Source organism: Persicimonas caeni (assembly GCF_006517175.1).
GTDB lineage: Bacteria > Myxococcota_A > Bradymonadia > Bradymonadales > Bradymonadaceae > Persicimonas > Persicimonas caeni.
The window spans coordinates 5,526,476-5,549,687 of the sequence record NZ_CP041186.1 but is presented as its reverse complement, the minus strand read 5'-3'; the positions used below and the strand labels follow the sequence as shown (position 1 = coordinate 5,549,687).

Here is a 23,212-nt window from a genome sequence, read left to right as displayed (position 1 = left end):
CTAAACAACAAGACGACCAAGGAGGCAACCATGACCGAAGAAATCCCGCAGGGATTCGAAAGCATGCTCCAATTCGGCCTCGTCGAAGCGCTCGTGGGCCGGCGCTCACGCCGGTTCTTCATGGGGGCCGAGCTCCCCGACGGCGTCTTCGCCTACAAATCGAAGCACGATCCCGAGCCACTGTCGGAGTTCGAGAAGTTGCTGGTCGTGGGCGCCTGCGCCGGCAACACCGGCTGGAACAACCTGATCTACCGCGCCGAGCGCTACGCACCGCACCTGTCGAACTACGCAGGCGCGGCCGGCGGGCGCACGTTTCCGTCGGCGGCGGGCTTCCACACGAGCATGACGTTTTTCACCGACGACGACGGCGTCTATGTGCTCGACAACCGCGACGCGCCGGCCTCGGCAGAGCCCGACGCCGACGGCCACCTCGACCTCGACGCGGTGCTCGACGCGCTGCGCGGCCAGGTCACCAAGCTCCAAGACGGCCGGCTCGGGCTTCCGGCCGAGGTGCCCTTCGTGGAGGCGCACAACACGTGGGTCGCCAACCAAGAGGGCACCCTCCTCGTCATCCCGGTGGGCGACCTCGCCCAACACACCCTCCTGGGGCTGTGCTACATGCTGCAAAACGGTCAGGTCGTCTACGACGACGTCCACGACCGCCCGGTGCCCGGCATCGAGGCGTATAGCCACCTGTACGAAGAGGGCGCGGTGTGGCCGGTGACCTTCCTCGACCAGTTGAGCCTGGGCGAGATGTCGGTCGAGGTGGGCACGAGCTGCTACGCAGGCGCGTTGATGCTGCAGGCGATGGGGCTGGGCGGCTGGATGTACAACGGGATGGACCCGTTCTCGGTGCTCGGCGCCAGCGGCGAAGCCGACGTGCCCGGGCTGGGTTTTCGCTTCGACGAGGACGAGCGCTGGACGACGCCCAACGTCACCGGCCTCGATGGTGTCATGGAGGGCCACTGCCCGCCGCATTTCGAGGACATGCACGCGGCCACGCGCTCGGTCTACGAGCGCAAATTCGGCGCCGGCGGCCCCTTCAACCCGGAGACGCCCGGGCCGTGGAAGGACTCGCACGAAGTGCGCGGAGCCGCCCAGGTCCACTCCGAGGAGTTCATCGACTGCGTGGCCCTGCAGGCGCAGTATATCTACGACACCTTCGGCAAATTCCCGGCGACGGTGCCGTCGATCTTCACGCTGATGTACCTGCAGGCCCAGCACCTCGACCGCGACTTCTACGACGAGTTCTATGGGCCGGGGGCGTATCTCGAGACACACCGCCATCATATGGAGCGATGGCATCGAGGCGAATAGAGACGGCCTTGCAGGTGCGTCGCGCCATCCTCCATCGAATCTTGACCCGCACTCCATTGCACATAGCTTCCAATCACTTCCTATCATCCCAAACCAGCGGGGAGGATATCGATGAAGACGTGGCGCACACCGAAGGTAGTCGAAATCGTCGTCAGCATGGAGGTCACCGCCTACATGAGCGCCGAATTGCCCGATGAGCGCGACTAGTAGGCCGGAAGACTCATGCAGAGCGATGCAAAGCCCGCCCCTGCGCTCCGCGTGTTGGTGCTCGGCTCGGCCGCAGGCGGAGGTTCACCGCAGTGGAACTGCCGCTGTCGGGTGTGTCGGTGCGTGCGACGCGGCGCCGAGGGCACCTCGACGCGTACTCAGTCGTCGATCGCGGTGAGCGCCGACGGCGAGCGATGGGTGCTCGTCAACGCTTCGCCGGACCTGCGCCGGCAGTTGCTCGACAACCGACAGCTCTGGCCGGCCGAAGACGGGCGGCACAGCCCCATCGCGGCCGCTGTTTTGACCGGCGCGGAGGTCGACCAGGTCGCCGGGTTGCTGAATCTTCGCGAGGGTCATCGTTTCGCTATTTACGGTGCGCCGGCCACCCTCGAGGCGCTCGACGCCTCGGCGATCTTCGGGGCGCTCGACGCAGAACTGGTCAGCCGACGCGCGCTCGAGCTCGACACGCCCTTCGAGCCCGCCGACGCCGATGGTGAGTCGCTGGGTGTCGAATTCGACGTCTTTTCGGTGCCCGGCAAGGTCGCGCTGTACCAAGAGGAGAGCGCCCAAACCCCGCAGCTCGACGCCGAAGACGACCGCAACGTCGGTCTACGCATCACAGCGCGCGGCTCGCAATCATCGCTCTACTACATCCCCGGGTGCGCCGCTTTCACCGACCGACTCGCCGCGCGCCTCGACGGAGCGGCGGCCGTCATGTTCGACGGCACGTTGTGGCGAGACGACGAGCTCATCGCCCAGGGGCTCGGCCATAAGACCGGCCGACGCATGGGGCACGTGAGCATGAGCGGCGACGGCGGCAGCCTTCAGGCCTTCGACGGGCTCGACATCACCCGACGCATCTTTGTGCATCTCAACAACTCGAATCCGGTCCTCCTGCCAAATACGCCCGAGCGTCGAGCCGTCGAGCGTGCCGGCTGGGAGGTCGCCTACGACGGCATGGAGCTGACCCTATGAGGGCCAAGACAAGCGCGGCGCTGAATCGTTCTGAACTCGAAGAGGAGCTACGCGCCATCGGTCGTCGGCGTTATCACGACCGGCACCCGTTCCACGAGCTGCTGCACAACGGCCAACTCGGGCGCGGCCAGGTTCAAGCATGGGCGCTCAATCGCTTCTACTACCAGCGCTCGATCCCCAAGAAGGACGCCGCGCTCATCTCGCGCGCCGACTCCGCCGAGTTGCGCCGCGTTTGGCGTCAGCGCCTGGCCGACCACGACGGCGACGAGCCGGGCCACGGAGGCATCGCGCGCTGGCTCAACCTGTGCGCCGCCGTCGGCCTCGAGCGCCGCAAGGTCGAGTCACTCGACGGGCTTCTGCCGGCGACTCGCTTTGCGGTCGACGCCTACGTCCACTTCGTGCGCGAGAAGTCGCTGCTCGAGGCGGTCGCCTCGTCACTGACCGAGTTGTTCGCCCCCGATATCATCGCCGACCGCATGCGCGGCATGCTCGCCCACTACGATTTCGTCTCCAACGAGGCAATGGCCTACTTCGACCGCCGGTTGACCGAGGCGCCGCGCGACGTCGATTTCGCGCTCGAGTGGGTGCTCGAGCGTGCCGAGACCGTCGAGCAACAGGAGAGCGTGCTCGACGCATTGCGCTTCAAGTGTGACGTGCTGTGGGCCCAGCTCGACGCGCTGTACCACGCCTACGTCGACCCCGGGCATATCCCGCCGGGGGCATTCGCACCGCAAGACGAGTCCACCGACCGGCCACGAAGGTACCGATAATGACCCGACCCACGACCATCGCCGACGACGCCAAACCCGCCCTCGCCGAGCATGTGCGCTGGCGCGAGGACAAGTCGCGCGACCGTTGGGTGATCATGGGGCCCGAGCGGCTGTATGTGCCCGACGCCGTCGGCCGCGACATCCTACGCAGAGTCGACGGCCAGACGAGCTTCGCCGAGCTCATCGACCAACTCACCGGCGAGTATGACGCGTCGCGCGCAGAGATCGCCCGCGACGTGCGCATCATGCTCGAGGATCTCGTCGACAAGGGAATCGTCACCGTATGAGCGACGCCCACCCTCCTCTCGAACCACCGATCGGGCTCGTGGCCGAGCTGAGCCACCGCTGCCCGCAGCGATGCGTCTACTGTTCGAATCCGGTCGCGCTGGAGCGCAAGTCGGCCGAGATTTCGACGGCGAGTTGGGAGCGCGTCTTCGCTCAGGCGGCCGAGCTGGGCGTCCTCCAGGTCCATCTGAGCGGCGGCGAGCCGACGGTGCGCCCAGACCTCGAGGCGCTGGTAGAAGCCGCGCGCGGGGTCGACCTCTACACGAACCTGATCACCTCTGGCGTGCTGCTAGACCGCGACCGACTGCAAGCCTTGGTGAACGCCGGGCTCGACCACGTGCAGTTGAGCGTGCAGGCGGCCAGCGCCGGCTGCGCCGACCGGGTTGCAGGCCTCGACGGAGCGCACGCGAAGAAACTCGAGGTGGCGCGCTGGGTGCGACAATTCGACCTGCCGCTGACGATCAATGCCGTCGTCCACCGTCAAAACCTGCACGAGCTCGCCCAAATCATCGAGATGGCCGCCGAGCTCGACGCCTCCCGGCTCGAGGTCGCCCACACCCAATACTACGGCTGGGCGCTCGAAAACCGGGCGGCGCTGATGCCCACAGCCGAGCAGGTGCGCGAGGCGACCCGGCTGGTCGACGAGGCCCGCGACGACTACGCCGGTCAGATGCAGATCGACTATGTTACCCCCGACTACCATGCCCGACGCCCGAAGGCGTGCATGGGCGGCTGGGGGCGGCGCCTGCTGGTCGTCAGCCCGTCGGGACTCGCCCTGCCCTGCCACGCCGCGCAATCGATCGAGGGCCTCGAATTCGACAACGTCGAAGATCGCCCGCTCGGCGAGATCTGGCGCCACTCCCAGGCCTTCGAGCGATTTCGCGGCACCGGGTGGATGCCCGAGCCATGCCGAAGCTGCGATCGCCGCGAGATCGACTGGGGAGGATGTCGCTGCCAGGCATTCGCGCTCACTGGCGATGCCGCCAACCCCGATCCGGTTTGCGAGCTGTCGGACCACCACCAAGACCTCGCGCGGCTCGCACGGCGGGCAGCGCACCAGCCGAACCAAATGCTGCGGTATCGCTCCTTTACAAACTCTTCGGACACGTGAGCATCTTGCCCTCGTCTTTCGGTGCGTGGGTTGGGGGATGGCCTTGCAGGGCTGTCACGACCGCTATTGAGGTGGAATTAGCATTGAAGGGCGGACGATTCGACACGTTTGCGCGAGGCGGTCGATTTGCTGATAAGCCACGTGGCTATTGCCTACACGCACCGCCTCGCGCAAACGCCGCGAATCGTCCGCCCTTCAATAGTATCTACGTCAATAGCAGGCGTGTGCGCCCTGCAAGACGTACTCTTCGAGGTGATGGCCTTGCAGGGCTGTCACGACCGCCAACGCCATGATCTACCGGATGAGTCATCAGGATGATCGGCAGGCGAAGGGCTCCCAGTGACGTCACCTACCCTGAACGTGGTTATGTTCGACCCGTCAGACCACCAAGTTCCCGATTTATTGGAGGGAGAGTTATGGGCAGCCGAAAAACTCATGAGGTCGCGCCCGATGTCGTGCGTGTACCCGACCACATCGTCAACACCTACTTGGTTGGCACCAAGGGCGCTCCGTCCGGAAAGTGGGTGCTCGTCGACGCCGGGCTTGCCGACGCGGCTAAGCGCATCAAGCTAGCCGCGGCGCGGCGGTTTGGCCCCAGTAGCCGGCCGCGGGCGATCATCTTGACTCACGGGCACTTCGACCACATCGGCTCGGTCGAGAGACTCGCCGAGTATTGGGACGTGCCGGTCTATGCGCACAAGCTCGAGATGCCCTATATCACCGGCCAGGCGGCCTACCCGCCGCCCGATCCGAGCGTGGGAGGAGGTCTGATGGCACGGCTCGCGCCCCTCTACCCGAACGAGCCCATCGATCTCGGCCAGCGCGCGCACGCCTTGCCGACTAATCACCGGGTGCCAGGCGTAAGCGACTGGCGCTGGGTGCCCACGCCCGGACATACCCACGGACACATCTCGTTGTTTCGCGACCGCGACCGGGTGCTGATTGCCGGCGATGCGTTCGTGACTGTCAAGCAGGAGTCAGCGCTGGCCGTGCTCACCCAGCACAAGAAGGTTCATCGGCCTCCGGCCTACTTCACCAGCGACTGGGTCGAGGCGTGGAAGTCAGTGCGCAGGTTGACCGAGCTTCGTCCCGAAGTCGCCGCCACCGGCCACGGGGTACCCATGCGCGGCGAGAAGCTTCGCAGCCAGCTCGACGCGCTCGAGCGTCACTTCGCCCGCGACGCCGTCCCCAAGCAAGGTCGCTACATCAGGCTGCCGGCGCTGGCCGACGAAAACGGCGTGCGTTTCGTGCCCGAGAAACGCTCGAGCACCGCCGCCAAACTCGCCGGCGGGCTCGGCCTGGCTGCACTGCTCGGACTCTCCAAGCTCGCCCTCGACAGGCGAGGCTAGCGATGGCCTTGCGGGGTTGAGGCGCCATCTATTTTGGGCGCCTGTACTGCGGCGCAAACTACAATTTGAGGGTCATTTCAATCACCACATAAGCCGCATTGAGTCGTTTCAATCACCACATAAGCCGCATTGAAACGACCCTCAAATTGTTGTTCCGCGAGGGCGCATTTCAGCCCTCGCCCCTAATAGCAAGCGCCGCGCACCAGCAAAGACAACGCCTCGATTATTCGCCTCAGGATTATTCGCCTCAACTCGCCCGGAGGCTACATTCCACAGATGTGCCTGCATGTAGGGAAACGAAGCACACGCAGTCTGACATGTCTTCCACGACGGAGGAACCATGAAGAACCTGCTAGCCCTGTTATGCGCCGCCCTCGTCTCGCTGGGACTCACGGCGTGCGACGACCAAGCCGAGCGTGACACTGACCGAACCAAGACGACCACCGAAGAGGCCCGCGCCGAAGAGGAGATGGCCGAAGGCGAAGAAGAGATGGCCGAAGCCGAGGAGGAAATGGCCGAAGCCGAGGAGGAAATGGCCGAAGCCCAGGAAGAGATGGCCGAGGCCGAAGAAGAGATGGCCATGATCGAGGTGGCCGAAAAAGAGCCCTTCGGCGAGTACTTGGTCAACGCCGAGGGCATGAGCCTGTACATGTTCGAAGCGGACACCAAGGGCGAGAAGAGCGCCTGCGACGCGGCCTGCGCCGAGGCGTGGCCGCCGGTGACCGTCGAGAGCGCCGAAATGCTCACCGCCAGCGAAGAGCTCGACGACGCCATGCTCGGCACCATCGAGCGCCCCGATGGCACCATGCAGGTCGCCTACAACGGCTGGCCGCTCTACACGTTCGTCAAGGATACCAACGCCGGCGACACGATGGGCCAGGACAAAGAGGGCTTCGGCGCCGAGTGGTACCTGATGTCGCCCGACGGTGAGAAGATCGAAGCCGAGGAGGACGAGCAAGCCGTCCGGTAAACGTTATCCTTTGAGCACGCCCACCGGTCGCAACCTGGCGACTTTGTTGGCGATGCCCGCCTGCGAGACGACGTCGACGACCCGGTCGACGTCCTTATAGGCGAGCGGCGCCTCCTCGGCGAGCTCGGCGTTCGACGGACAGCGCACCACGATGCCGCGGCTGGCGAGCTCTTTGCGAAGCTCCTTGCCGCCGATCCTCTTTTTGGCGGCCGTACGGCTCATCTGGCGCCCTGCCCCGTGGCAGGTGCTGTTGAGCGACGCGGCCGCCGCCTCGTCGGTGCCCACCAACACAAACGAGCTCGTGCCCATGCTGCCGGGGATGAACACCGGCTGGCCGATGTCACGATAGGCTGTGGGCACATCGGGCATCGACGGGCCGAAGGCTCGCGTGGCTCCCTTGCGGTGCACGCAGTACTCGTCGCCGTCGAACTCCTCGACCTTGGCGATATTGTGGGCGACGTCGTAGACGACCTCGACCTTGGCGTCGACCGCCTCGCCGAGCTCGCGCGCGATGACCTGGCGCACCCGGTGGGTAAGCACCTGGCGGTTGCAAAACGCGAAGTTCGCCGCCGCGCACATCGCCCCGAAGTAGCGTTTGCCGGCCTCCGAGGACATCGGCGCGCAGGCGAGCTGACGATCAGGAAGCTCGATGTCGTGCTCGGCCATCACCCGGCCGAACTCGCGCAGATAATCCGTACAGACTTGATGACCCAGCCCGCGCGATCCGGTGTGGATGAGCACGGTCAACTCACCGGGCACGAGCCCCATCGCCTCGGCGGCCGCCTCGTCGAAGAGTTCGTCGATCACCTGGACCTCCAAGAAGTGATTGCCCCCGCCGAGGGTGCCGAGCTGGTCTCTGCCGCGCTGCTTCGCCTTTTCGGAGACAAACGCGATATTCGCGCCGTCGATGCGCCCGCCCGACTCGATAAACTCGACGTCGTCGGGCTCTCCCACTCCGATACGCTCGACCAGATACGGCACCCCGCCCTCAAGCACGCCCTCCACCATCTGCGCGTTCGCCAGCGTCAGCCGGCCGCTGCGACCGTAGCCGCTGGGCACCGACCGGCTCAGCTCGTGGACCAAGGGTTCGATCTTGTCGCGCACGTCCCTGTGGACGATGCCCGTGCGCAACAGGCGCACCCCGCAGTTGATGTCGAAGCCGATGCCCCCCGGCGAGATAACCCCGTCGGGCAGCTTCGTGGCCGCGACTCCGCCCACCGGAAACCCGTAGCCCTGGTGGATATCGGGCATCCCCAAAGCCCAGAAGGCGATCCCCGGCAGCGTAGTGACGTTGATGAGCTGCTCGAGGCTCAGGTCGTCTTTGATCTGCTCGAGGAGGCTGCGGTCGGCGACGATCCGGGCCGGCACGTTCATGTCGTCGCGGTAGTCGGCCGGAATCTCGTAGATGAACTCCTCGACGCGTTCGAGTTTGGAAAGGTCCATGGGTGCCTCACACGTCCAGGACGACGGTCGCACGCACGCCCCCCTGGACTCTTTCGACGCTGAGATGGTGGAAGGTCGCCGCCTTGACGGCGGTGCGGATGCTGCTGGGTTCGACGCCGCAGATCTGGGCGACGAGGTGCTGGTCGCTGATATCGTCGACCGACACGTCGGTGAAGACGAGCTTTCGGGTCTCCGACAAGAAGACCAATTCGTTGATCCAGTCGAACAGAAGCTCGGCGGGCGCTTCGGCGGCGAGTTCGACGCGCGCGGCTTCACCGAGGGCGCCCGCCGCCTCGCCCAGCATCAGCTCGGCGAGGGCACGCGCCGCCTCTTCGAAGAGCCCGGCGAGGTCGGCCGCCTCGAGATGCAGCTCGACCTCGCCGGTGTGGTCGACAAACTGATGATTTGGCTGCTCTTTTCGCATAACGCCGCCCGGGCTCGAACCAGTTCAAACGTAGGTTCGAGGGGCGACGTTTCACGCTCTAGAAATGCACCGTCTGTACTTCGAGGCGGTCGCCGGTCATCTGCTGGGCCTGGTAGACCGCGGCGACGATGCCCATCAGCTTGCTCTCGAGGGAGTCGGCGCGGCTGGGTAGCACAATCGGGTGAGTAGCGCCGACGACCAGGCCGGCCATGGCGCCCCCGGCGATATGCGGGAAGCTCTTGGCCAGGATATTGCCCGTCTCGACGTTGGGCACCAAGACGATGTCGGCTTTGCCGGCCACGGGGCTGACGATGCCCTTATAGGCAGCAGCCTCGGGGTTGAGGGCGTTATCGAGGGCGAAGGGGCCGTCGACGATGCAGCCTTCGATCTGGTCGCGGTCGGCCATCTTCGACAGGCTGGCCGCGTCGATGGTCGTGGGGATGGTCGGCTTGACGGCGGCGACCGCCGAGAGCACGGCGACCTTGGGCTCGTCGAGGCCGAAGTGGTGGGCCAGGGAGACCGCGTTGGACACGATCTGGGCCTTGGCGGCCAGGTCCGGCTCGATGTTGAGCGCGCCGTCGGTCACGAAGAGCAGGCGCCCCAGCCGCTTGGCGTCGAGGATGAAGACGTGGCTCAACAGATGGCCCGAGCGCAGGCCCACCTCGCGGTCGAGCGCCGCGCGCAAGAAGGCGCTCGTGTGGATATAGCCCTTCATATACACACTAGCCTCGCCGGAGCTGACCGCCGAGACGGCTTCATGGGCCGCCGCGGCCGGGTCGGCGACGTCACGAATCTCGAACCCCTCCAGGTCGAGCTCGGCCTCTTCGGCGCTCTGGCGCATTTTGCGCTCGTCGCCGACCAAGATCGCATCGGCGATCCCCTTGTCGCGGGCGGCACACACCGCCTTCAATGTGCTCACGCCGGTAGCCGCCGCCACGGCCAGCCGTTGGTTCGACGGGGTCTTCAGACTCTTACGCAACTGTTCGAAATCCTTAATCATTGTCTCCTCGCAGCCAGATTATCGTTGAGGTCCCACAGATCTAATTTGGTGTGCGCGCACGATAACGCGACCGTCGCTCGGCGTAAAACCCCCGGCCAGATGCCCCTCAAATGTTGCTTTACAGTCACACCCAACTTCGTCTATTCAGGATCGCACTTCTAAAAATTCGACCGTAGAAGGAGATTCTATGAAGACGCGCAAGCTTTTTGCTGCACTCGTCGTGCTGTTTGTGACCAGCCTGGTGTGGACTACCGGTTGCCAGAGCGATCAAGACAAGGCCAAGGCGACCATCGAAGGCTATGTCGTGGCCGACATGCTCGGCGGTAAAGGCGCGGTCAAGCAGTACCTCGTCAAGGCCGACCGTGAGGTCATCGACAAGCAACTCGAGGAGAAGAAAGACTCCAAGATCGACACCGACAAGCTGGCCGAGCTCGCTCAGAACAAGCTCGGTGACCAGTTCAAGGTTGAGATTGCCGAGGCCAAGGTCGACGGCGACACGATGAACGTGAGCGCCAAGATCACCCAGCCGAACGAGAAAGAGCTGCAAAAAGCGGTCATCGGCAAGATGTTCGAGGTCGCCAAAGAGAAGAAGGACGCCAGCAAAGAAGAGCAGAACAAAGCCATCCAGGACGCCGTCGCCTCCGTGCTCGAAGAAGAGGAATTCGGCACCGAGACGGTCGACCAGAAGTTCGAACTTCGCAAAGAGGGCGACAAGTGGCTGGTCTTCGTCGACCTGAAGACCCAAGAAGAGGTCAAAGAGATCGTCGACGCCGGCCGCGACCTGTCCATCAAGGGCAAGATCAAAGAGGCGAAGGCCAAGCTCGAGGAAGCCAAGAAGAAGCTGGGTGAACGCAACCTCGAAGAGGCCCAGGAAGACGTCAAGAACCTGGAAGTCTCCATCCTCTACGACGAGGCCCGCAAGCTCGAGCGCGAAGACGAGTTCGAGAAGGCGATCGCCAACTACAAGAAAATCGTCGAGATCAATCCGGACTGGAAGTTCCCGCCCATCAAGGCTGAGAAGGCCAAAGAGAAGATCAGCGAGCTGGAAGCCAAGGCCGAAAAGAAGAAGGCCCAGGACGCCTACCGCGAAAAGATCGCGCTCAACGGCGTCGAGGTCAAAAACCTGTACGGCTCCAAGCGCATCGTCGGTGAGCTGAAGAACGACGGCGACCAGGTCATCGACCGCGTCGAGCTGGCCATCAAGTTCTTCGACAAGGACGGCAAGGAGATTCACTCCGACTCGTCGACCCCCGTGTTCGCCTACGGCAAAGAAGCCAAAGCCTTCAAGCCGGGCCACAGCAAGAAGTTCACCAAGTACGCCACCAACGCCCCCGACGCCTGGGACGACAAGATCGAAGTCACGGTGAGCAAGGTCGAGTTCTTCGAGAAGAAGTAACCTCTCGACTCGCCTGTCGAACGACGAGAAGAGCCCGGCGCCCCTTGGGGGCGTCGGGCCTTTTTGTTTTGCGTTGGGATTTGACAGGAGAGTACGCCTTGCAGAAGTTGCGGTGAGCCGCAGCGTGGTGCAGACTCGCGGCGCTCCCTATTTGGGCACTTAAGGATTGGGGTCTGCGAATCGCCCGCGCCTCACAACTCGCAGCCCCAAACCCCCAAACCCCTAAACCCCTAGCCCCCACCACCATGGTCCTACTGACCGCCGAAAATATCTCCAAGTCCTACGGAGTGCGCACTCTCTTCAAGGACGTCAACCTGAGCGTGGCCGACCGTGACAAGATCGGCGTGGTCGGGGTCAACGGCACCGGCAAGTCGACGCTGCTGCGCATCTTGGCGGGCATGCAGCCGCCCGACGGCGGCACGATCTCGACGGCCAACAACATGCGCCTGGAGTTCTTGCACCAGCAGCCAGACCTCGACGACGAGCTCAGCGCGCTCGACCAAGTGCTCGTCGACGGGCCGCCCGAGTTCGAGGTGGTGCGCGCCTACGAAAAGGCCTCGCGCCAGCTCTCCGAGCATCCCGAGGATACCTCGCTCATCGAGAAGGTGAGCAACCTCGCCGAGAAGATGGACCGGGTCGACGGGTGGACCTTGGAGAACGACGCCAAGGCGATCTTGACCAAGGTGGGCATCGACGACCTCGACAAGCGCATCGGCACGATGTCGGGCGGCCAGCGTCGCCGCGTCGCCCTCGCCCGCGCGCTGATTCGCCCCTCCGACTTGCTCATTTTGGACGAGCCGACCAACCACCTCGACGTCGACACCATCGAGTGGCTCGAGGGCTACCTGCAAAACCGCACCGGCGGGCTGCTGATGGTCACCCACGACCGCTACTTCCTCGACAGGGTCTGCAGCGTCATCATCGAGCTCGACCAGCAGACGCTGCACCGCTACGAGGGCAACTACTCGACGTACCTCGAAAAGCGCGCCGAGCGCTACGAGATGCTCCGAAAGCGCGAGGAGAAGCGAAAGAACCTCGCCCGCCAAGAGCTCGAGTGGCTGCGACGCGGGCCCAAGGCGAGGACCTCGAAGAGCAAGGTGCGCGTCGAGCGTGCCCACAAGCTTCTGGAGACTTCGCACCTGCCCGAGGAGCGCGGCGAGGTCGAGATCGACACCGTCGAGAGCCGTCTGGGCAAAAAGACGGTCGTGCTCGAGCATATCCACAAGGAGTGGACGCGCGAGGACGGCAGCCCGTTCACCGTCGTCGAGGACTTCTCGTACAACTTCGCCCGCGACGATCGCCTCGGCATCGTCGGGCCGAACGGGGCGGGCAAGTCGACCCTGCTCGACATCATCACCGGCAAGACCGAGCCCGACAGCGGCCAAGTCGACGTCGGCGAGACGGTCGTCTTCGGCTACTACGACCAGGAGGCGATGGACCTCGACGAGGACGAGCGCGTCCACGACTACATCGTGGGCATCTCCAACAAGGTCGAGACCGCCGACGGCTTTTTGACGGCCACGCAGATGCTCGAGAAGTTTTTGTTCAGCCGCAACCGGCAGTGGGAGCCGATCAAGAACCTGTCGGGCGGCGAGCGCCGCCGGCTCTACTTGCTCGGCGTGCTGATGCGCTCGCCGAACTTTTTGCTCCTCGACGAGCCGACCAACGATCTGGACGTCGAGACGCTCAATATTCTCGAAGACTATCTCGACAGCTTCGGCGGTGTACTCGTGGTCGTCAGCCACGACCGGCATTTTCTGGACCGCGCGGTCGACCACCTTCTCGTCTTCGACGACCAGGGCCACATCGACCGGTTCCCCGGCTCGTACAGTCCCTGGTACGACCACAAAAAGGAGCAAGAGGCCGCCGAAGCCGCCCAACGCCGCGCCGAGCGCGAGGCCGAGCGCGCCGCCGCCCAGCCCAAGAAGGCCGATGAAGGCCCCAAGAAGCTGAGCTACAAAGAGAAAAAAGAGCTCGAGGGGCTCGAGGCGCGCATCGAGGAGATCGAAGCGCGGCTGGGCGAGATCGAAGGCGAGATGGTCGAGCAGGCCGCCGATTACGAGGCCGTCCACAAGCTGGCCGACGAGCAGAACGAGCTCGAAGAAGAGTTGCTGATGGCCATGGAGCTGTGGGAGGAGCTCGCCGAGCGACTTTAATCGGTGCGGGGGCGAGATACCCACGCACCGAACGAAAGCACTTGGTCAAGGAATGTGATTTATGGTTACGATTCTAATCTATTCGCTCGTCGCCATCGTCTCGACGGGGGTCATTTGGAAAGGCAGCGAGATGCTGGAGTCGTCCAGCGAGAAGCTCGCCATCCACTACCAGCTGCCCGACATCGTCACCGGCGCGATCGTCGTGGCGGTCGGCTCGAGCTTTCCAGAGCTTGCGACCACGGTCATCTCGACGCTGGTCCACGGTGAGTTCGAGCTCGGCGTCTCGGCGATCGTCGGGTCGGCGCTCTTCAACATCTTGGTCATCCCCGGCCTCGCCGGCCTGTACGGCAAGGGCGAGCTCACCTCGAACCGCGACCTGGTCTACAAAGAGGCGCAGTTCTACATGCTGTCGGTGGCGGTGCTGCTGATCACGTTCTCGTTCGCGGCGATCTACGCGCCGGTCGAAAACGGCGACGGCGCCATCCTCGGCGAGATGAACCGCGTGCTCGTTGCCCTGCCGATCGCCATGTACGTGCTGTACGTGTTCGTCCAATGGCAGGACACGATGGACTACGAACCCGAGGTCGAGGACGCCGACATCAAGGTGGGCAAGCAGTGGATGCTGCTGCTGGCGAGCCTGGCGATCATCTTGGCGGGCGTCGAGGGCCTGGTGCAGTCGGCGCTGACCTTCGGCGAGGTACTCGGCACGCCGAGCTTCCTATGGGGTATCACGGTCGTCGCCGCGGGCACGAGCATCCCCGACGCCTTCGTGAGCATCAAGACGGCGCGCGCCGGCAAGGCGACCACCAGCCTGGCGAACGTGCTGGGCAGCAATATCTTCGACCTCTTGGTGTGCATCCCCGTCGGCGTCCTCATCGCCGGGGTGGCCACGGTCAACTTCAGCATCGCCGCGCCCATGATGGCCGTGCTGACGGTGGCGACCCTGGCGCTCTTCTTGATGATGCGCACTCACATGCTTCTGAGCCGACGCGAGGCGTGGTTCTTGCTGTTCATCTATCTGGTGTTCGTCGTGTGGATCAGCCTGGAGAGCTTCGGAGTGATCGACACGGTGCCGGGCTTGCCGCCGGCGTAGCATCCGGGGCGCGCCTCAAGTCCGCTGGACCACGTCGTCCCACTGCCAGCCGTCGTAGCTGACCAGCCCTTCGAGCAGCTTACGCCGTTCGTCTTCCTCTTCGGCCGCCTCGTGGACGCGTTGCGGGTGTGAGATGTCCGCACCCTGCTGGCGCATCTCGCCGATATCGGCTCTGGGAGGACTCTCCTCGGTGCCGACCAGGTAGCTCTCGCGCAGCTCCTCGAGGAAGGTGCCGATGGTGCGGCGCAGGGGCTGGAAGACGGAAGTATCGACGACGATGTCGTCGTCGGACAATCCCGTGCAGTAGATGCGCAGCGCCTCGTCGATGGCGGCTACGGCGCATGCGGTCGAGCGGTGGCGGTCGGAGGGGTGGAAGTAGTGCAAAACCGGGTACGCCTTGTGCTGCTCGGTGATCGAGCCCAGGCGCTCGCCCATCGACGACAGTTGGGTAGCGATGCTCGACGGCGGGGCGTGCTGCAGGGCGCGCACCAGCTCGGAGGTGGTCTCACCGAGGCTCAGCACCTGGCTGGCGAAGGTGCGCTTGTTGACCACCGCGCTCAATACCTGGAACGAGTAGGTGATCGCCAGGGTCATCATCGCCATACCGCTGGCGCCGATGAATCCGGCCAGCACTTGGAAGAAGTCGGTATTGGGTGCGAATCCGCCGTTGCCCACGGTGGTGGTGGTGAAGAGCACGAACCAGATGCGGTCGGTCAGATCGCCGGGGTTTTTGGTCAGGGCGACCACGACTGCGTCGGGGTGGGCGCCGAACATCATTACCATGCCCGTCCACATCAGCAGCAGCCAGGTGACCACCGTGACGACCAAAACCACCGGCCCGGCCAGGCTGAGTAAGAAGTGGTTCATGCTGCCGCCGGCGCCGGCGACCTTCTTGAAGCCTTTCCAGATGATCGTGCTGATCCGGTCGGTCAGCGGTCCCGCGCCGCCCTCGGACCACAGGGTGGTCCACAGGGCGTCCATGAAAATGAACAACACGATAAGCGCGCCCCCAACGAATAACCAGTAGTTCATCGTACGCCCCTGACTGAATCATAACTGCGACAACCCGCAGCTATGAATGTGGGGCGATTGGGGGTTGTGGGCAAATCATGCGGCTATTTGAGCGGACAAACTACAATTTGAGGGTCGTTTCAATCACCACATGAGCCGCATTGTCACGACCCTCAAATTGTAGTTTGCGCCGCAGTTCAGGCGCCCCTAATAGCCGGCGCCGCTCCTCCTGAAGGCGACCGCCACGAACAAAAACCACACCAGACCCGCCGCCGGCACGCCGCCCGGCGTGGTCGAGCAGCCGCCCTCTTCGGCGTTGTCGTCGTTGCGCTCGACGATGATCTCGTCGCCTTGGCCGGAGTCGTCGGGGCCGGCGAGGCGCACCTGCAGTGCGGCGGCGCGCACATCGTCGGTGTGGCCGTTGGAGATGACGACGAAGAGCGGGGACATCTCGGGGCCGAAGCGCGTGGCCTCGTCGCTGCCCACGACGTGCATGGTGCCGTCGGCGGTGTACTCGGCGTGGCGCACGGCGATGAACTCGGGCATGCCCACGAAGTCGTCGAGCGGGGTTTTCTGAAGCGTGATCGCCTCGTCGAAGGTCAGCTTAATGTAGCGCGCCGCCCACGGGTCGGCGTCGAGGTTCCAGTTGAAGGCCCCGTCGACAACCTGCGACTCGACCTCGACGCCCATGAAGCGCTCGGCGTCGGGATAGCCGTTGTCGCTCACCCAGTAGGTGCCGGTGAACAGGTTGTAGGTCGCAAACAAGTCGAAGGTTTCCTGCAGGGAGCCCAGCGTGTCGGCGACCTCGGCCTCGATGGCCGCCAAGAGCTCCTCGCCGGTGGCCAGGCGCTCGAAGACCGCGCGCACGCCGTCGGCGCCGATATGCAACTCGAGAAAGTACACGAAGATGGACGCGCCGTAGGCGAAGGCGTCCGACGGGCCGCGCCCGCGGTCGTTGAGCGTGCGGTCGTGCTCGTCGAAGTAGAGCGAAGTCAGCCGCTCGAAGTCGTCCTGGGAGGGGTCGAAATACTCCTCGAACCAGGTCGCCGAGCCCTCGCTGAACCATTGGGGCAAGTCGGAGGTGTAGGCGTTTTGGACCGCGTGGAAATACTCGTGGCTGAGCACGAGGCGAGCGGCGTACTCCGGCGACGGGTAGTTGAGCCCGGCGAAGTCGTTTTCGAGGCGAAAGTGGCCGGCGCATTGCTGCACGCCGTGCTCGTTGGTGGTGCACCAATCGCGGCTGTAGTGGCCGTCGCCGGCCGAGAAGTCGACCAGGTAGATATCGAAGAGCCCGTCGCCGCCCGGCGGCTCGCCGGCGCCGCCTGCGTCGTCGTTCATCGCGATCTTCCAGCCGTTGTCGTGCAGCTTCTGGGCGACCTCGTCGGCCACCTCGGCGACCATCTCGACATAATCGGGCACCCCGCTCCCGTCGACGTCGGCGCCGGGCACCGCGTGCTCGCCCTCGTCGGTCCACCACACTCGGTAGTCGCCGCCCGGGCTGACAATCGACTGCGCCTCGGCGCCTTCGTAACCGAAGGGATCGGAGGAGTTCGTCGGGCGCAGCTCCTGTTGGGCGGTGCGGGTTTCGACGTGGACGCGGCCGTTATTCTCGCCCGAGTGGGCGGAGTCGTCGACCTCGCCGCAGCCGGTGAGGCCGACGGCGAGGATGAGGGCGGAGAGGACGTACGAGGTGGGGGCGAGTTTCATCGGGGCGCTCCAAATAACCGCGGTCGGACATCCCCGTGTTCGTCGTCGTGATCGTGGTCGTGATCGGCTGTGGGTTCCCTGAGCGGGCAAACAACCGATCACGATCACGATCACGATCACGGGAAGACCGTTAGCCTATGCCGAAATCGTGACGCTTTGCTTAGAGCTCGGCGACGTGGATGGTGTACGTGCCGCTCTCCCAGCTCTCGATCTCGAGCTTGTAGGTCTTGCTCTCCTCCGGGACGTCGACGAAGTAGATCTCACCGTCGGTGGGCGAAATCCCCGGGTACTCGTACCACGAGCCAGAGCTCTTGCCCGGATTGACGTAGTTGAACGCGGTGACCAGCGTGCCGATGGGGTCGGTGATGGGGGTGCAGTCGTCTTCGTAGGAGACGTCTTGCTCCCAAGCGTTTTCGTCGGTGGGCGCCTCGGTGACGTCGGCGAAGGTCGTGCCGGTCATCTTGGAGATCGAGACGTCGCCCGGGCCGGAGTCGGCGCCGTTGGAGCGGATGATGTAGCGTTTGAAGGCCAGGTCCCAGTCGGTATTCGAGTACGCCTCGACGTCGTTCACCTCGACCTTCTCACCGGTGGACAGGTCCAGATAGATGAACGGGTTGTCGGCGGAGGCCTGCGAGCCGCCGGCGGCCGCCTCGATGACGAGGGTGGTCACACCGTCGGCGTTCGTGGAGGTGATCGACTCGGTCGACACGGCTTCGTTGAGCGGCCAGTCGGCGATGGGGGCGTCGCCGCAGCGGTGGTCTTCGAGACCGTTTTGCTGGGAGACGTCGCCGATGGTGGAGACGTCCTCCTCCCCGGCGTCTTCACCCATGGCATCGGTGCCGGCGTCGGCCTGGGTGTTGTTGGCGGTGTTGTTGGCGTCATCGGAGTCGTCGCCACAGGCGACCAGGGCCATCGAGCAGATCAGCATCACAAAGAGACTTCGGTACTTCATTCGCTACTTCCTCAGCAAAAGTGGCTCATTTCTTGTTTACGCCGAGTTACATAGCAACATTTTTGCCACATTTCCATTGTGGAAACGCGCGGCTCAGGGCCAAACGGCGGCCAGCGCGATGAGGGCGGCGGCGAGCACGACCACCAGGGTGATGCCGACGTGGAAGCTGGTCAGCCACGCCTCGAACTCGCGAGACTTCGAGGCCAGGCCGGTGGGACGGGTGACGAAGTGAATGGTGCGCTCCTGGATCAGGTCAGCCTCGCGTTGCACCCAATCGAGGACGCGACCGGTCGAGTGCAGCAAGAAGAGGGTCAACCAACCCAGCGGCAAGAGCAGGTCGCCGGGAGGGATGCGCACGACCTGACCCCACATATAACGACGGAAGGCCCGAACCGTAACGATCACCAGCAGGGTCGCTACCAACAGGGGCCACACCTCGCCCCAGATCTTCGACCACGACAGCACGTCGGCGGTCAACGTCTGCATCTCGTCCCAGGGAAAGACCCACGGGACGACGATGATGGAGACGAGCGATAGTCCCCACGGAATCCACAGCCCGCGCGGCGGATTCTGGTGAGGGGTATCGGTGACTCGGGCCCTCTCTTCGGGAGGCGCGGGCCACACCAGAAAGATAAACCGGGCGAGGAGCAGCGCCGTCCCCACCGAGCCGACGACGATGAGCGTCTCGAACCACGCGCCCACCGTGAGCATGTCGACGTCCAAGCTCTTTTTGAGCGCATTCTTGGCGACCGCGCCGGTCGTCAGCGGGGCGCCCGCCAGCGCGAGCGACGGAAGCAGAAGACCGCCCAGAAGCAGCCGGCGAGGCCAGCGTCCCGAGACGCCATCTTCGCAGATGCGCACGCTCAAGAAGAGCGCGCCTTTGTTGAGGCCGTGGTGCAAGGCGTAGACCGCGGTGGCGACCAGTGCGGCCTCCCACATCTGGCCGCTCTGCAGGCCCACGCCGATGAGCAGGGCCATGTAGCCGATCTGGCTGATGCTCGAGTAGGCCAGCAGCGCCTTGGGCGTGCGTTGGGCCAACCCCACGACCACGCCGTAGTAGACCGAGAAGAGCCCGGCGAGCAAAAAGAGCAGGCCGGCGTTTGATATGGCGCTCGACATGGTGTCAGACACCGTGTCTGGCCCCATGACTGGCGAGACGTCGAGGCCTACGGGCAAGAAGAGCATCCAGCCGAGCACGCCCGCTTTGCTCATCGCCCCGCTGAGCACCGCGCCGGCCGACGCCGGGGCGGCGTCATAGGCCGGCGGCAGCGAGATGTGCAGCGGGAAGATGCCCGCCTTGGTGGCGAACCCGGCGAAGAAGAGCACCACGATCAGCTCGGATTGCGGCGAGCGCGCCACGGCGTCGGCGATGGCCGCGGCCTCGAAGGAGTCGGCGTTGATGGCGGCCAGGACCGCCGCGGCGTACAGCAAGCCCTCGCCGACGACCAACAACACGATATAGACGCGAGCGGCTCGGATCGCCGCTTTGTCCCGGCGGTGCAGCACCAGCCCGTAGGAGGCAAAGCCCATCAAGCTGAAGAAGAACAAGAATCCGGGCAAATCACGCGCCAACGCCACGCCCAAGTTGCCACTCAGGGCGAGCAGGTAGAACGCCCAGAAGGCATTGCGCTCCTTCTCGTCGAGGGAGTAGTTGGCAAAGAGGCCCGCCAACAGCCAGATCCAGCCGGTGAAGAACAGAAAGAGGCGGCCGATCTCGTCGTAGGAGAGCAGCGTGCCCAGCACCAGCCAGTCGAGCATCTCGCTGTGACCGGGCGAGACGACCACACTGAGCAGCACCGCCGGCAGCGCCATCCAAGGCGCCAACAGCGATGCTGCGCGGCGTGTGTCGTCGAACGCCAACCCGGCGGCCACCAGCAGCGGCAGCGAGATCACCACCAACAGCGTGGGCTCGACGATCTCTAAATTGTCGAACAGTGCAACCAGCATGGCGTGTCCACGTCCAAGCAATCATTCACGACAGGTCAGTACAGTTGTTCACTGATGATCTCGACCCAGGCGAGCGGGCTGACGATGGTGTTGGCGAAAATCCCCACGAAGACGACCAAGAACGCGGTCGCCAGCGTCGGCAACAACAGGCTCGGCGCGGTCTCGAAGCGCGACGAGGTCTGGTGCTCGTCCCAATCACCCGAGGGCGTGCCGAACCAGCCGGTGTAGACCACTGGCAAAAAGTACCCCGCGTTGAGCAACGTGCTGGCCACCAACACCCAGATGGCCCATTCGTCGCCGGCGGCGGCCGCCCCCATGCCGAGGTACCACTTGCTGATAAAGCCGGCCAAAGGCGGCAGCCCGATCATCCCCAACGCGGCCACGGTAAAGGCGATCATGGTCAGCGGCATGCGCCGCCCTACCCCGCCCATCTTGCTGATGAGCTTGACCCCGAGCGTCTCGTCGAAGGCCCCGGCGCAAAAGAAGAGCGTGATCTTCATGAGACCCTGGTGGACCAGATGAACCAGCCCGCCGATGGTGGCCAACGGCCCCAGCGTGGCCACGCCCAGCATGATGTAGGAGAGCTGGCTGACCGTCGAAAAGGCGAGCATGCGCTTGAGCCCGTCTTGATACAGTGCGAGCACCGAGCCGTAGATGATGGTGATCCCGGCGGCGACCGCCAGCGGGCGGTGCACGCCCAGGTCGGCCACCAGGTCGACCCCGTAGACGTTGTAGACCACCCGCACGATGCCGAACGCGCCGGCTTTGACCACCGCGACGGCATGCAGCAGCGCGCTGACGGGCGCGGGGGCGACCATGGCCCTCGGCAGCCAACTGTGTAGCGGCACGATGGCCGCTTTGACCCCCAGACCGGCGACCATGACGAAGAAGATGACCGCCAGCGTCGGCGATGGGGCCACCCCCATCTGGTCGAGCGCGCCCGGATCGGCGAAGTCGAAGGCTCCGTAGGCGCCGTGCAGCCAAATGATCCCCAATAGCAAGAGCGCGCCGCCGCCCAGCGTGTAGGCCAAGTAGATGCGCCCGGCGCGGCGGGCCTCGTCGGTCTGGTTGTGTACGACCAACGGATAGGTCGTCAGCGTGAGGAATTCGTAGAAGATGATGAAGCTGAACAGGTTGCCGGCCAGCGCGATGCCGGTGGTGGCGCTCACGCAGAGGCTGAAGAAGCCAAAGAAGCGGCTGCGGTTGGTCGAGTGCTCCAGGTAGCCAATGGCATAGACGGTCGTGACCAGCCACAACACTCCCGACAGCGTCACGAAGAGCATCGCCAACGGTGAGGAGTCGAGCACCAGGTCGAAGTTGGGGATGACCTCGATGCGTGTCTCGTACTCGATGCCGCTGAACACGCCCCACAGCATCACGCCGATGAGGACGATTTTGAGGACCGCCGCGCCCAGGTTGAGCACGCCACGCGCCTGGCGGTGGGCACCGCGAAGGAAAAAGATCAGCACCCCGGGCACAAACGAGCTGAGCACGACCAACAGGGGCAGCCACCAATTCCAGTCGATGGGTGGGTTCATGGAGCCCCCTGGGCTGCGTTGGTTGCCCCGACGGCGGCCTCATACATGTCGCCGAACGGGTTGCCGACTTCGAGGAGCGCCAGGGGCTCGTGGGCCCAAAAGCCGAGCACGATTGCGGCGAGCGCGAGCAACATCGGCGCCCACTGCATTGGCAAGGGGAGCGGTCGCACCTCGGTGGTCGATGTCTCCGGCGCCGACACGAAGGCCATCTGGACGACCTTGAACACGTAGCCTGCGGTCAGCAGCCCGCCCAAAAAGACCGCCACGACGATGACCCACTGCTCGGCCTCGATGGCCGCGCGAGCGATGAGCCATTTCCCTACAAAGCCGCCGCTGGGAGGCAATCCCATCAAGGTAATCCCGGCCAACGCGAAGGCGGCGAAGGTCCAGAAGAGGCGCTGTCCGGTGCCACAAAGCGCGTCGATCTCGTCATCCCCCAGCGCGTACACGAAGCTGCCGGCGGCCATGAACATCGCCGCCTTGGCGCAGGCGTGGGACAGCGCGTACAGAATGCCGCCTCGCCAGGCAGCCTCACCGCCGGCGAGCGCCGGGGCAAAGATGATGAACAAGTAGCCCAGTTGGGCGACCGTCGAATATGCGACAAGCAGCTTGAGGCGTGACTGGAGCAGGGCCTGCACGCTCCCCCACACGATCGCAAAGAGACCGAGCGAGGCCAGCACCAGCGCGACGTTGAGGACGACGACTGCGCCGAAGACGTCGAGCCACAGCCGCACCAGCAGGTAAAACGACGAGGTGACGACCAACCCGCTGAGCAGCGCGCTGACCGGGCTGGGCGCCGAGGAGTGCGCCCCGGGTAGCCAGAAATGCGCCGGGAACAGCGCTGTCTTGAGCACCAGACCGGCCGCCATCAGCCCCAGCGCAGTCCAGGCCGACGCGCCGGAGACGACCTGCTGGGACAGAAGGTCGATGTCGACGGTGCTGTAGGTGGCGTACAGCACCCCGACGCCGAGCAGATAGAGCATCGAGCCGACCAGCGTCACCAGCAGGTAGCGCATCGCCGCGCCCGAGGCCTTCTCGCCGGCCACCGCCACCAAGCTGACCGCCGACAGGCCCACCACTTCGAGGGTGACGTACAGGTTGAAGATATCACTGGAGACGAAAAGAGCGTGCAGTCCGCCCCACAAGAGGAGCCACAGCGGCCAAAAGTAGCGACGCTTGTGCTCCTGCAGATGATGAGCGTGCGCCTCGACGGCCTGCGACGGGCCGGGCCCAGGTTCGCTCGACGGGGAAAAGTAGCTCCACGCATAGACGCTGACGAAGAAGCCAACCACGCTCGTCATCGCGACCATGAGCACCGACAGCCCGTCGACGGACAGTTCGATGCCCAAAGGTGCGCCCCACCCGCCGACCGGATAGTCGAACGCCCCCACCCGGCTCGTCTGCCAGACCAGCATCCCCGCGCAGGCGGTTACGAGCACACTGGTCAGCCCCCCCACCGACGCTACCCAGCGCTCCCTGACGACAAACGCCACCAGCGCGCCCAGAATCGGCACGGTCACACAGCCTATGACCCAGGGAATTGCGTCCATGCAGTCGCCTC

General features: G+C 64.6%; 20 protein-coding genes. 11 read left to right on the top strand and 9 right to left on the bottom strand.

Going from position 1 to position 23,212, the window contains the following annotated elements:
- Positions 1 to 30 precede the first annotated feature (30 nt).
- From FIV42_RS20435 to FIV42_RS20400, 8 genes are all read left to right on the top strand, one after another.
- Complete coding sequence (locus FIV42_RS20435) at positions 31 to 1,317, top strand: hypothetical protein (protein WP_141199486.1); 1,287 nt, start codon at positions 31 to 33, stop codon at positions 1,315 to 1,317.
- Between the two features lie 111 nt (positions 1,318 to 1,428).
- Positions 1,429 to 1,524: a pyrroloquinoline quinone precursor peptide PqqA gene (gene pqqA / locus FIV42_RS20430; protein WP_141199485.1), complete on the top strand. Its 96-nt coding sequence runs from the start codon at positions 1,429 to 1,431 to the stop codon at positions 1,522 to 1,524.
- Positions 1,525 to 1,539: 15 nt separating this feature from the next.
- Positions 1,540 to 2,499 carry a pyrroloquinoline quinone biosynthesis protein PqqB gene (gene pqqB / locus FIV42_RS20425; RefSeq protein WP_141199484.1) on the top strand — a complete coding sequence of 320 codons (960 nt, stop codon included), beginning with the start codon at positions 1,540 to 1,542 and terminating at the stop codon, positions 2,497 to 2,499.
- Positions 2,496 to 3,269, top strand: coding sequence for a pyrroloquinoline-quinone synthase PqqC (gene pqqC, locus FIV42_RS20420; RefSeq protein ID WP_141199483.1), 774 nt, complete (start codon positions 2,496 to 2,498; stop codon positions 3,267 to 3,269). The genes pqqB and pqqC overlap by 4 nt, the downstream gene beginning before the upstream one ends.
- On the top strand, positions 3,269 to 3,556 hold the full coding sequence (pqqD, locus tag FIV42_RS20415; protein WP_141199482.1) for a pyrroloquinoline quinone biosynthesis peptide chaperone PqqD: 288 nt from the start codon (positions 3,269 to 3,271) through the stop codon (positions 3,554 to 3,556). The genes pqqC and pqqD overlap by 1 nt, the downstream gene beginning before the upstream one ends.
- Entirely contained in the window at positions 3,553 to 4,665 is a 1,113-nt protein-coding gene (pqqE, locus tag FIV42_RS20410; RefSeq protein ID WP_141199481.1) for a pyrroloquinoline quinone biosynthesis protein PqqE, read from the top strand. Before pqqD ends, pqqE begins: the two co-directional genes overlap by 4 nt.
- A gap of 416 nt (positions 4,666 to 5,081) precedes the next feature.
- Positions 5,082 to 6,014 (top strand): MBL fold metallo-hydrolase, encoded by a 933-nt coding sequence (locus FIV42_RS20405; protein ID WP_141199480.1) that lies wholly within the window; start codon positions 5,082 to 5,084, stop codon positions 6,012 to 6,014.
- Positions 6,015 to 6,354: 340 nt separating this feature from the next.
- The gene (locus tag FIV42_RS20400) at positions 6,355 to 6,984 is read left to right on the top strand and encodes a COG4315 family predicted lipoprotein (protein ID WP_141199479.1); all 630 of its coding nucleotides are present in this window, start codon (positions 6,355 to 6,357) and stop codon (positions 6,982 to 6,984) included.
- A gap of 3 nt (positions 6,985 to 6,987) precedes the next feature.
- On the opposite strand, the gene FIV42_RS20395 is transcribed toward FIV42_RS20400, so the two are convergent.
- From FIV42_RS20395 to FIV42_RS20385, 3 genes are read right to left on the bottom strand one after another with little or no spacing between them, the layout of a single operon-like run.
- Positions 6,988 to 8,427, bottom strand: a complete 1,440-nt coding sequence (locus FIV42_RS20395; protein ID WP_141199478.1) for an RtcB family protein — start codon at positions 8,425 to 8,427, stop codon at positions 6,988 to 6,990.
- A 7-nt stretch (positions 8,428 to 8,434) separates the two neighbouring features.
- Complete coding sequence (locus FIV42_RS20390) at positions 8,435 to 8,851, bottom strand: archease (RefSeq protein WP_141199477.1); 417 nt, start codon at positions 8,849 to 8,851, stop codon at positions 8,435 to 8,437.
- 58 nt (positions 8,852 to 8,909) lie between these two features.
- Positions 8,910 to 9,851, bottom strand: coding sequence for a bifunctional enoyl-CoA hydratase/phosphate acetyltransferase (locus FIV42_RS20385; RefSeq protein WP_141199476.1), 942 nt, complete (start codon positions 9,849 to 9,851; stop codon positions 8,910 to 8,912).
- Between the two features lie 187 nt (positions 9,852 to 10,038).
- Between FIV42_RS20385 and FIV42_RS20380 the strand changes: the two genes are divergently transcribed.
- The 3 genes from FIV42_RS20380 (at position 10,039) to FIV42_RS20370 (ending at position 14,496) form a co-directional block, all read left to right on the top strand.
- Positions 10,039 to 11,247 carry an FxLYD domain-containing protein gene (locus tag FIV42_RS20380; RefSeq protein WP_141199475.1) on the top strand — a complete coding sequence of 403 codons (1,209 nt, stop codon included), beginning with the start codon at positions 10,039 to 10,041 and terminating at the stop codon, positions 11,245 to 11,247.
- A gap of 245 nt (positions 11,248 to 11,492) precedes the next feature.
- On the top strand, positions 11,493 to 13,403 hold the full coding sequence (gene abc-f, locus FIV42_RS20375) for a ribosomal protection-like ABC-F family protein (RefSeq protein WP_141199474.1): 1,911 nt from the start codon (positions 11,493 to 11,495) through the stop codon (positions 13,401 to 13,403).
- Between the two features lie 61 nt (positions 13,404 to 13,464).
- Entirely contained in the window at positions 13,465 to 14,496 is a 1,032-nt protein-coding gene (locus FIV42_RS20370; protein ID WP_141199473.1) for a sodium:calcium antiporter, read from the top strand.
- A gap of 15 nt (positions 14,497 to 14,511) precedes the next feature.
- On the opposite strand, the gene FIV42_RS20365 is transcribed toward FIV42_RS20370, so the two are convergent.
- From FIV42_RS20365 to FIV42_RS20340, 6 genes are all read right to left on the bottom strand, one after another.
- Positions 14,512 to 15,528: a potassium channel family protein gene (locus FIV42_RS20365; protein ID WP_141199472.1), complete on the bottom strand. Its 1,017-nt coding sequence runs from the start codon at positions 15,526 to 15,528 to the stop codon at positions 14,512 to 14,514.
- A 186-nt stretch (positions 15,529 to 15,714) separates the two neighbouring features.
- Positions 15,715 to 17,214: an MXAN_6640 family putative metalloprotease gene (locus tag FIV42_RS20360; protein WP_141199471.1), complete on the bottom strand. Its 1,500-nt coding sequence runs from the start codon at positions 17,212 to 17,214 to the stop codon at positions 15,715 to 15,717.
- A gap of 160 nt (positions 17,215 to 17,374) precedes the next feature.
- Positions 17,375 to 18,166: an HmuY family protein gene (locus FIV42_RS20355; protein ID WP_141199470.1), complete on the bottom strand. Its 792-nt coding sequence runs from the start codon at positions 18,164 to 18,166 to the stop codon at positions 17,375 to 17,377.
- A gap of 93 nt (positions 18,167 to 18,259) precedes the next feature.
- On the bottom strand, positions 18,260 to 20,113 hold the full coding sequence (locus tag FIV42_RS20350) for a proton-conducting transporter transmembrane domain-containing protein (RefSeq protein ID WP_141199469.1): 1,854 nt from the start codon (positions 20,111 to 20,113) through the stop codon (positions 18,260 to 18,262).
- A 35-nt stretch (positions 20,114 to 20,148) separates the two neighbouring features.
- Positions 20,149 to 21,651, bottom strand: a complete 1,503-nt coding sequence (locus FIV42_RS20345; protein WP_222615277.1) for a proton-conducting transporter transmembrane domain-containing protein — start codon at positions 21,649 to 21,651, stop codon at positions 20,149 to 20,151.
- Complete coding sequence (locus FIV42_RS20340; protein ID WP_141199468.1) at positions 21,648 to 23,201, bottom strand: complex I subunit 5 family protein; 1,554 nt, start codon at positions 23,199 to 23,201, stop codon at positions 21,648 to 21,650. Before FIV42_RS20340 ends, FIV42_RS20345 begins: the two co-directional genes overlap by 4 nt.
- Between the last annotated feature and the right edge of the window lie 11 nt (positions 23,202 to 23,212).

Excerpts from the sequence above, each read along its gene's own strand:
- FIV42_RS20350 (WP_141199469.1), bottom strand. The coding sequence starts at position 20,113 with ATGCTGGTTGCACTGTTCGACAATTTAGAGATCGTCGAGCCCACGCTG.
- FIV42_RS20380 (WP_141199475.1), top strand. The coding sequence starts at position 10,039 with ATGAAGACGCGCAAGCTTTTTGCTGCACTCGTCGTGCTGTTTGTGACC.
- pqqC (WP_141199483.1), top strand. The coding sequence starts at position 2,496 with ATGAGGGCCAAGACAAGCGCGGCGCTGAATCGTTCTGAACTCGAAGAG.
- FIV42_RS20405 (WP_141199480.1), top strand. The coding sequence starts at position 5,082 with ATGGGCAGCCGAAAAACTCATGAGGTCGCGCCCGATGTCGTGCGTGTA.
- FIV42_RS20385 (WP_141199476.1), bottom strand. The coding sequence starts at position 9,851 with ATGATTAAGGATTTCGAACAGTTGCGTAAGAGTCTGAAGACCCCGTCG.
- pqqA (WP_141199485.1), top strand. The coding sequence starts at position 1,429 with ATGAAGACGTGGCGCACACCGAAGGTAGTCGAAATCGTCGTCAGCATG.
- FIV42_RS20355 (WP_141199470.1), bottom strand. The coding sequence starts at position 18,166 with ATGAAGTACCGAAGTCTCTTTGTGATGCTGATCTGCTCGATGGCCCTG.
- FIV42_RS20390 (WP_141199477.1), bottom strand. The coding sequence starts at position 8,851 with ATGCGAAAAGAGCAGCCAAATCATCAGTTTGTCGACCACACCGGCGAG.
- abc-f (WP_141199474.1), top strand. The coding sequence starts at position 11,493 with ATGGTCCTACTGACCGCCGAAAATATCTCCAAGTCCTACGGAGTGCGC.
- FIV42_RS20400 (WP_141199479.1), top strand. The coding sequence starts at position 6,355 with ATGAAGAACCTGCTAGCCCTGTTATGCGCCGCCCTCGTCTCGCTGGGA.
- pqqB (WP_141199484.1), top strand. The coding sequence starts at position 1,540 with ATGCAGAGCGATGCAAAGCCCGCCCCTGCGCTCCGCGTGTTGGTGCTC.
- FIV42_RS20395 (WP_141199478.1), bottom strand. The coding sequence starts at position 8,427 with ATGGACCTTTCCAAACTCGAACGCGTCGAGGAGTTCATCTACGAGATT.
- FIV42_RS20365 (WP_141199472.1), bottom strand. The coding sequence starts at position 15,528 with ATGAACTACTGGTTATTCGTTGGGGGCGCGCTTATCGTGTTGTTCATT.
- FIV42_RS20345 (WP_222615277.1), bottom strand. The coding sequence starts at position 21,651 with ATGAACCCACCCATCGACTGGAATTGGTGGCTGCCCCTGTTGGTCGTG.
- pqqD (WP_141199482.1), top strand. The coding sequence starts at position 3,269 with ATGACCCGACCCACGACCATCGCCGACGACGCCAAACCCGCCCTCGCC.
- FIV42_RS20435 (WP_141199486.1), top strand. The coding sequence starts at position 31 with ATGACCGAAGAAATCCCGCAGGGATTCGAAAGCATGCTCCAATTCGGC.
- pqqE (WP_141199481.1), top strand. The coding sequence starts at position 3,553 with ATGAGCGACGCCCACCCTCCTCTCGAACCACCGATCGGGCTCGTGGCC.
- FIV42_RS20340 (WP_141199468.1), bottom strand. The coding sequence starts at position 23,201 with ATGGACGCAATTCCCTGGGTCATAGGCTGTGTGACCGTGCCGATTCTG.
- FIV42_RS20370 (WP_141199473.1), top strand. The coding sequence starts at position 13,465 with ATGGTTACGATTCTAATCTATTCGCTCGTCGCCATCGTCTCGACGGGG.
- FIV42_RS20360 (WP_141199471.1), bottom strand. The coding sequence starts at position 17,214 with ATGAAACTCGCCCCCACCTCGTACGTCCTCTCCGCCCTCATCCTCGCC.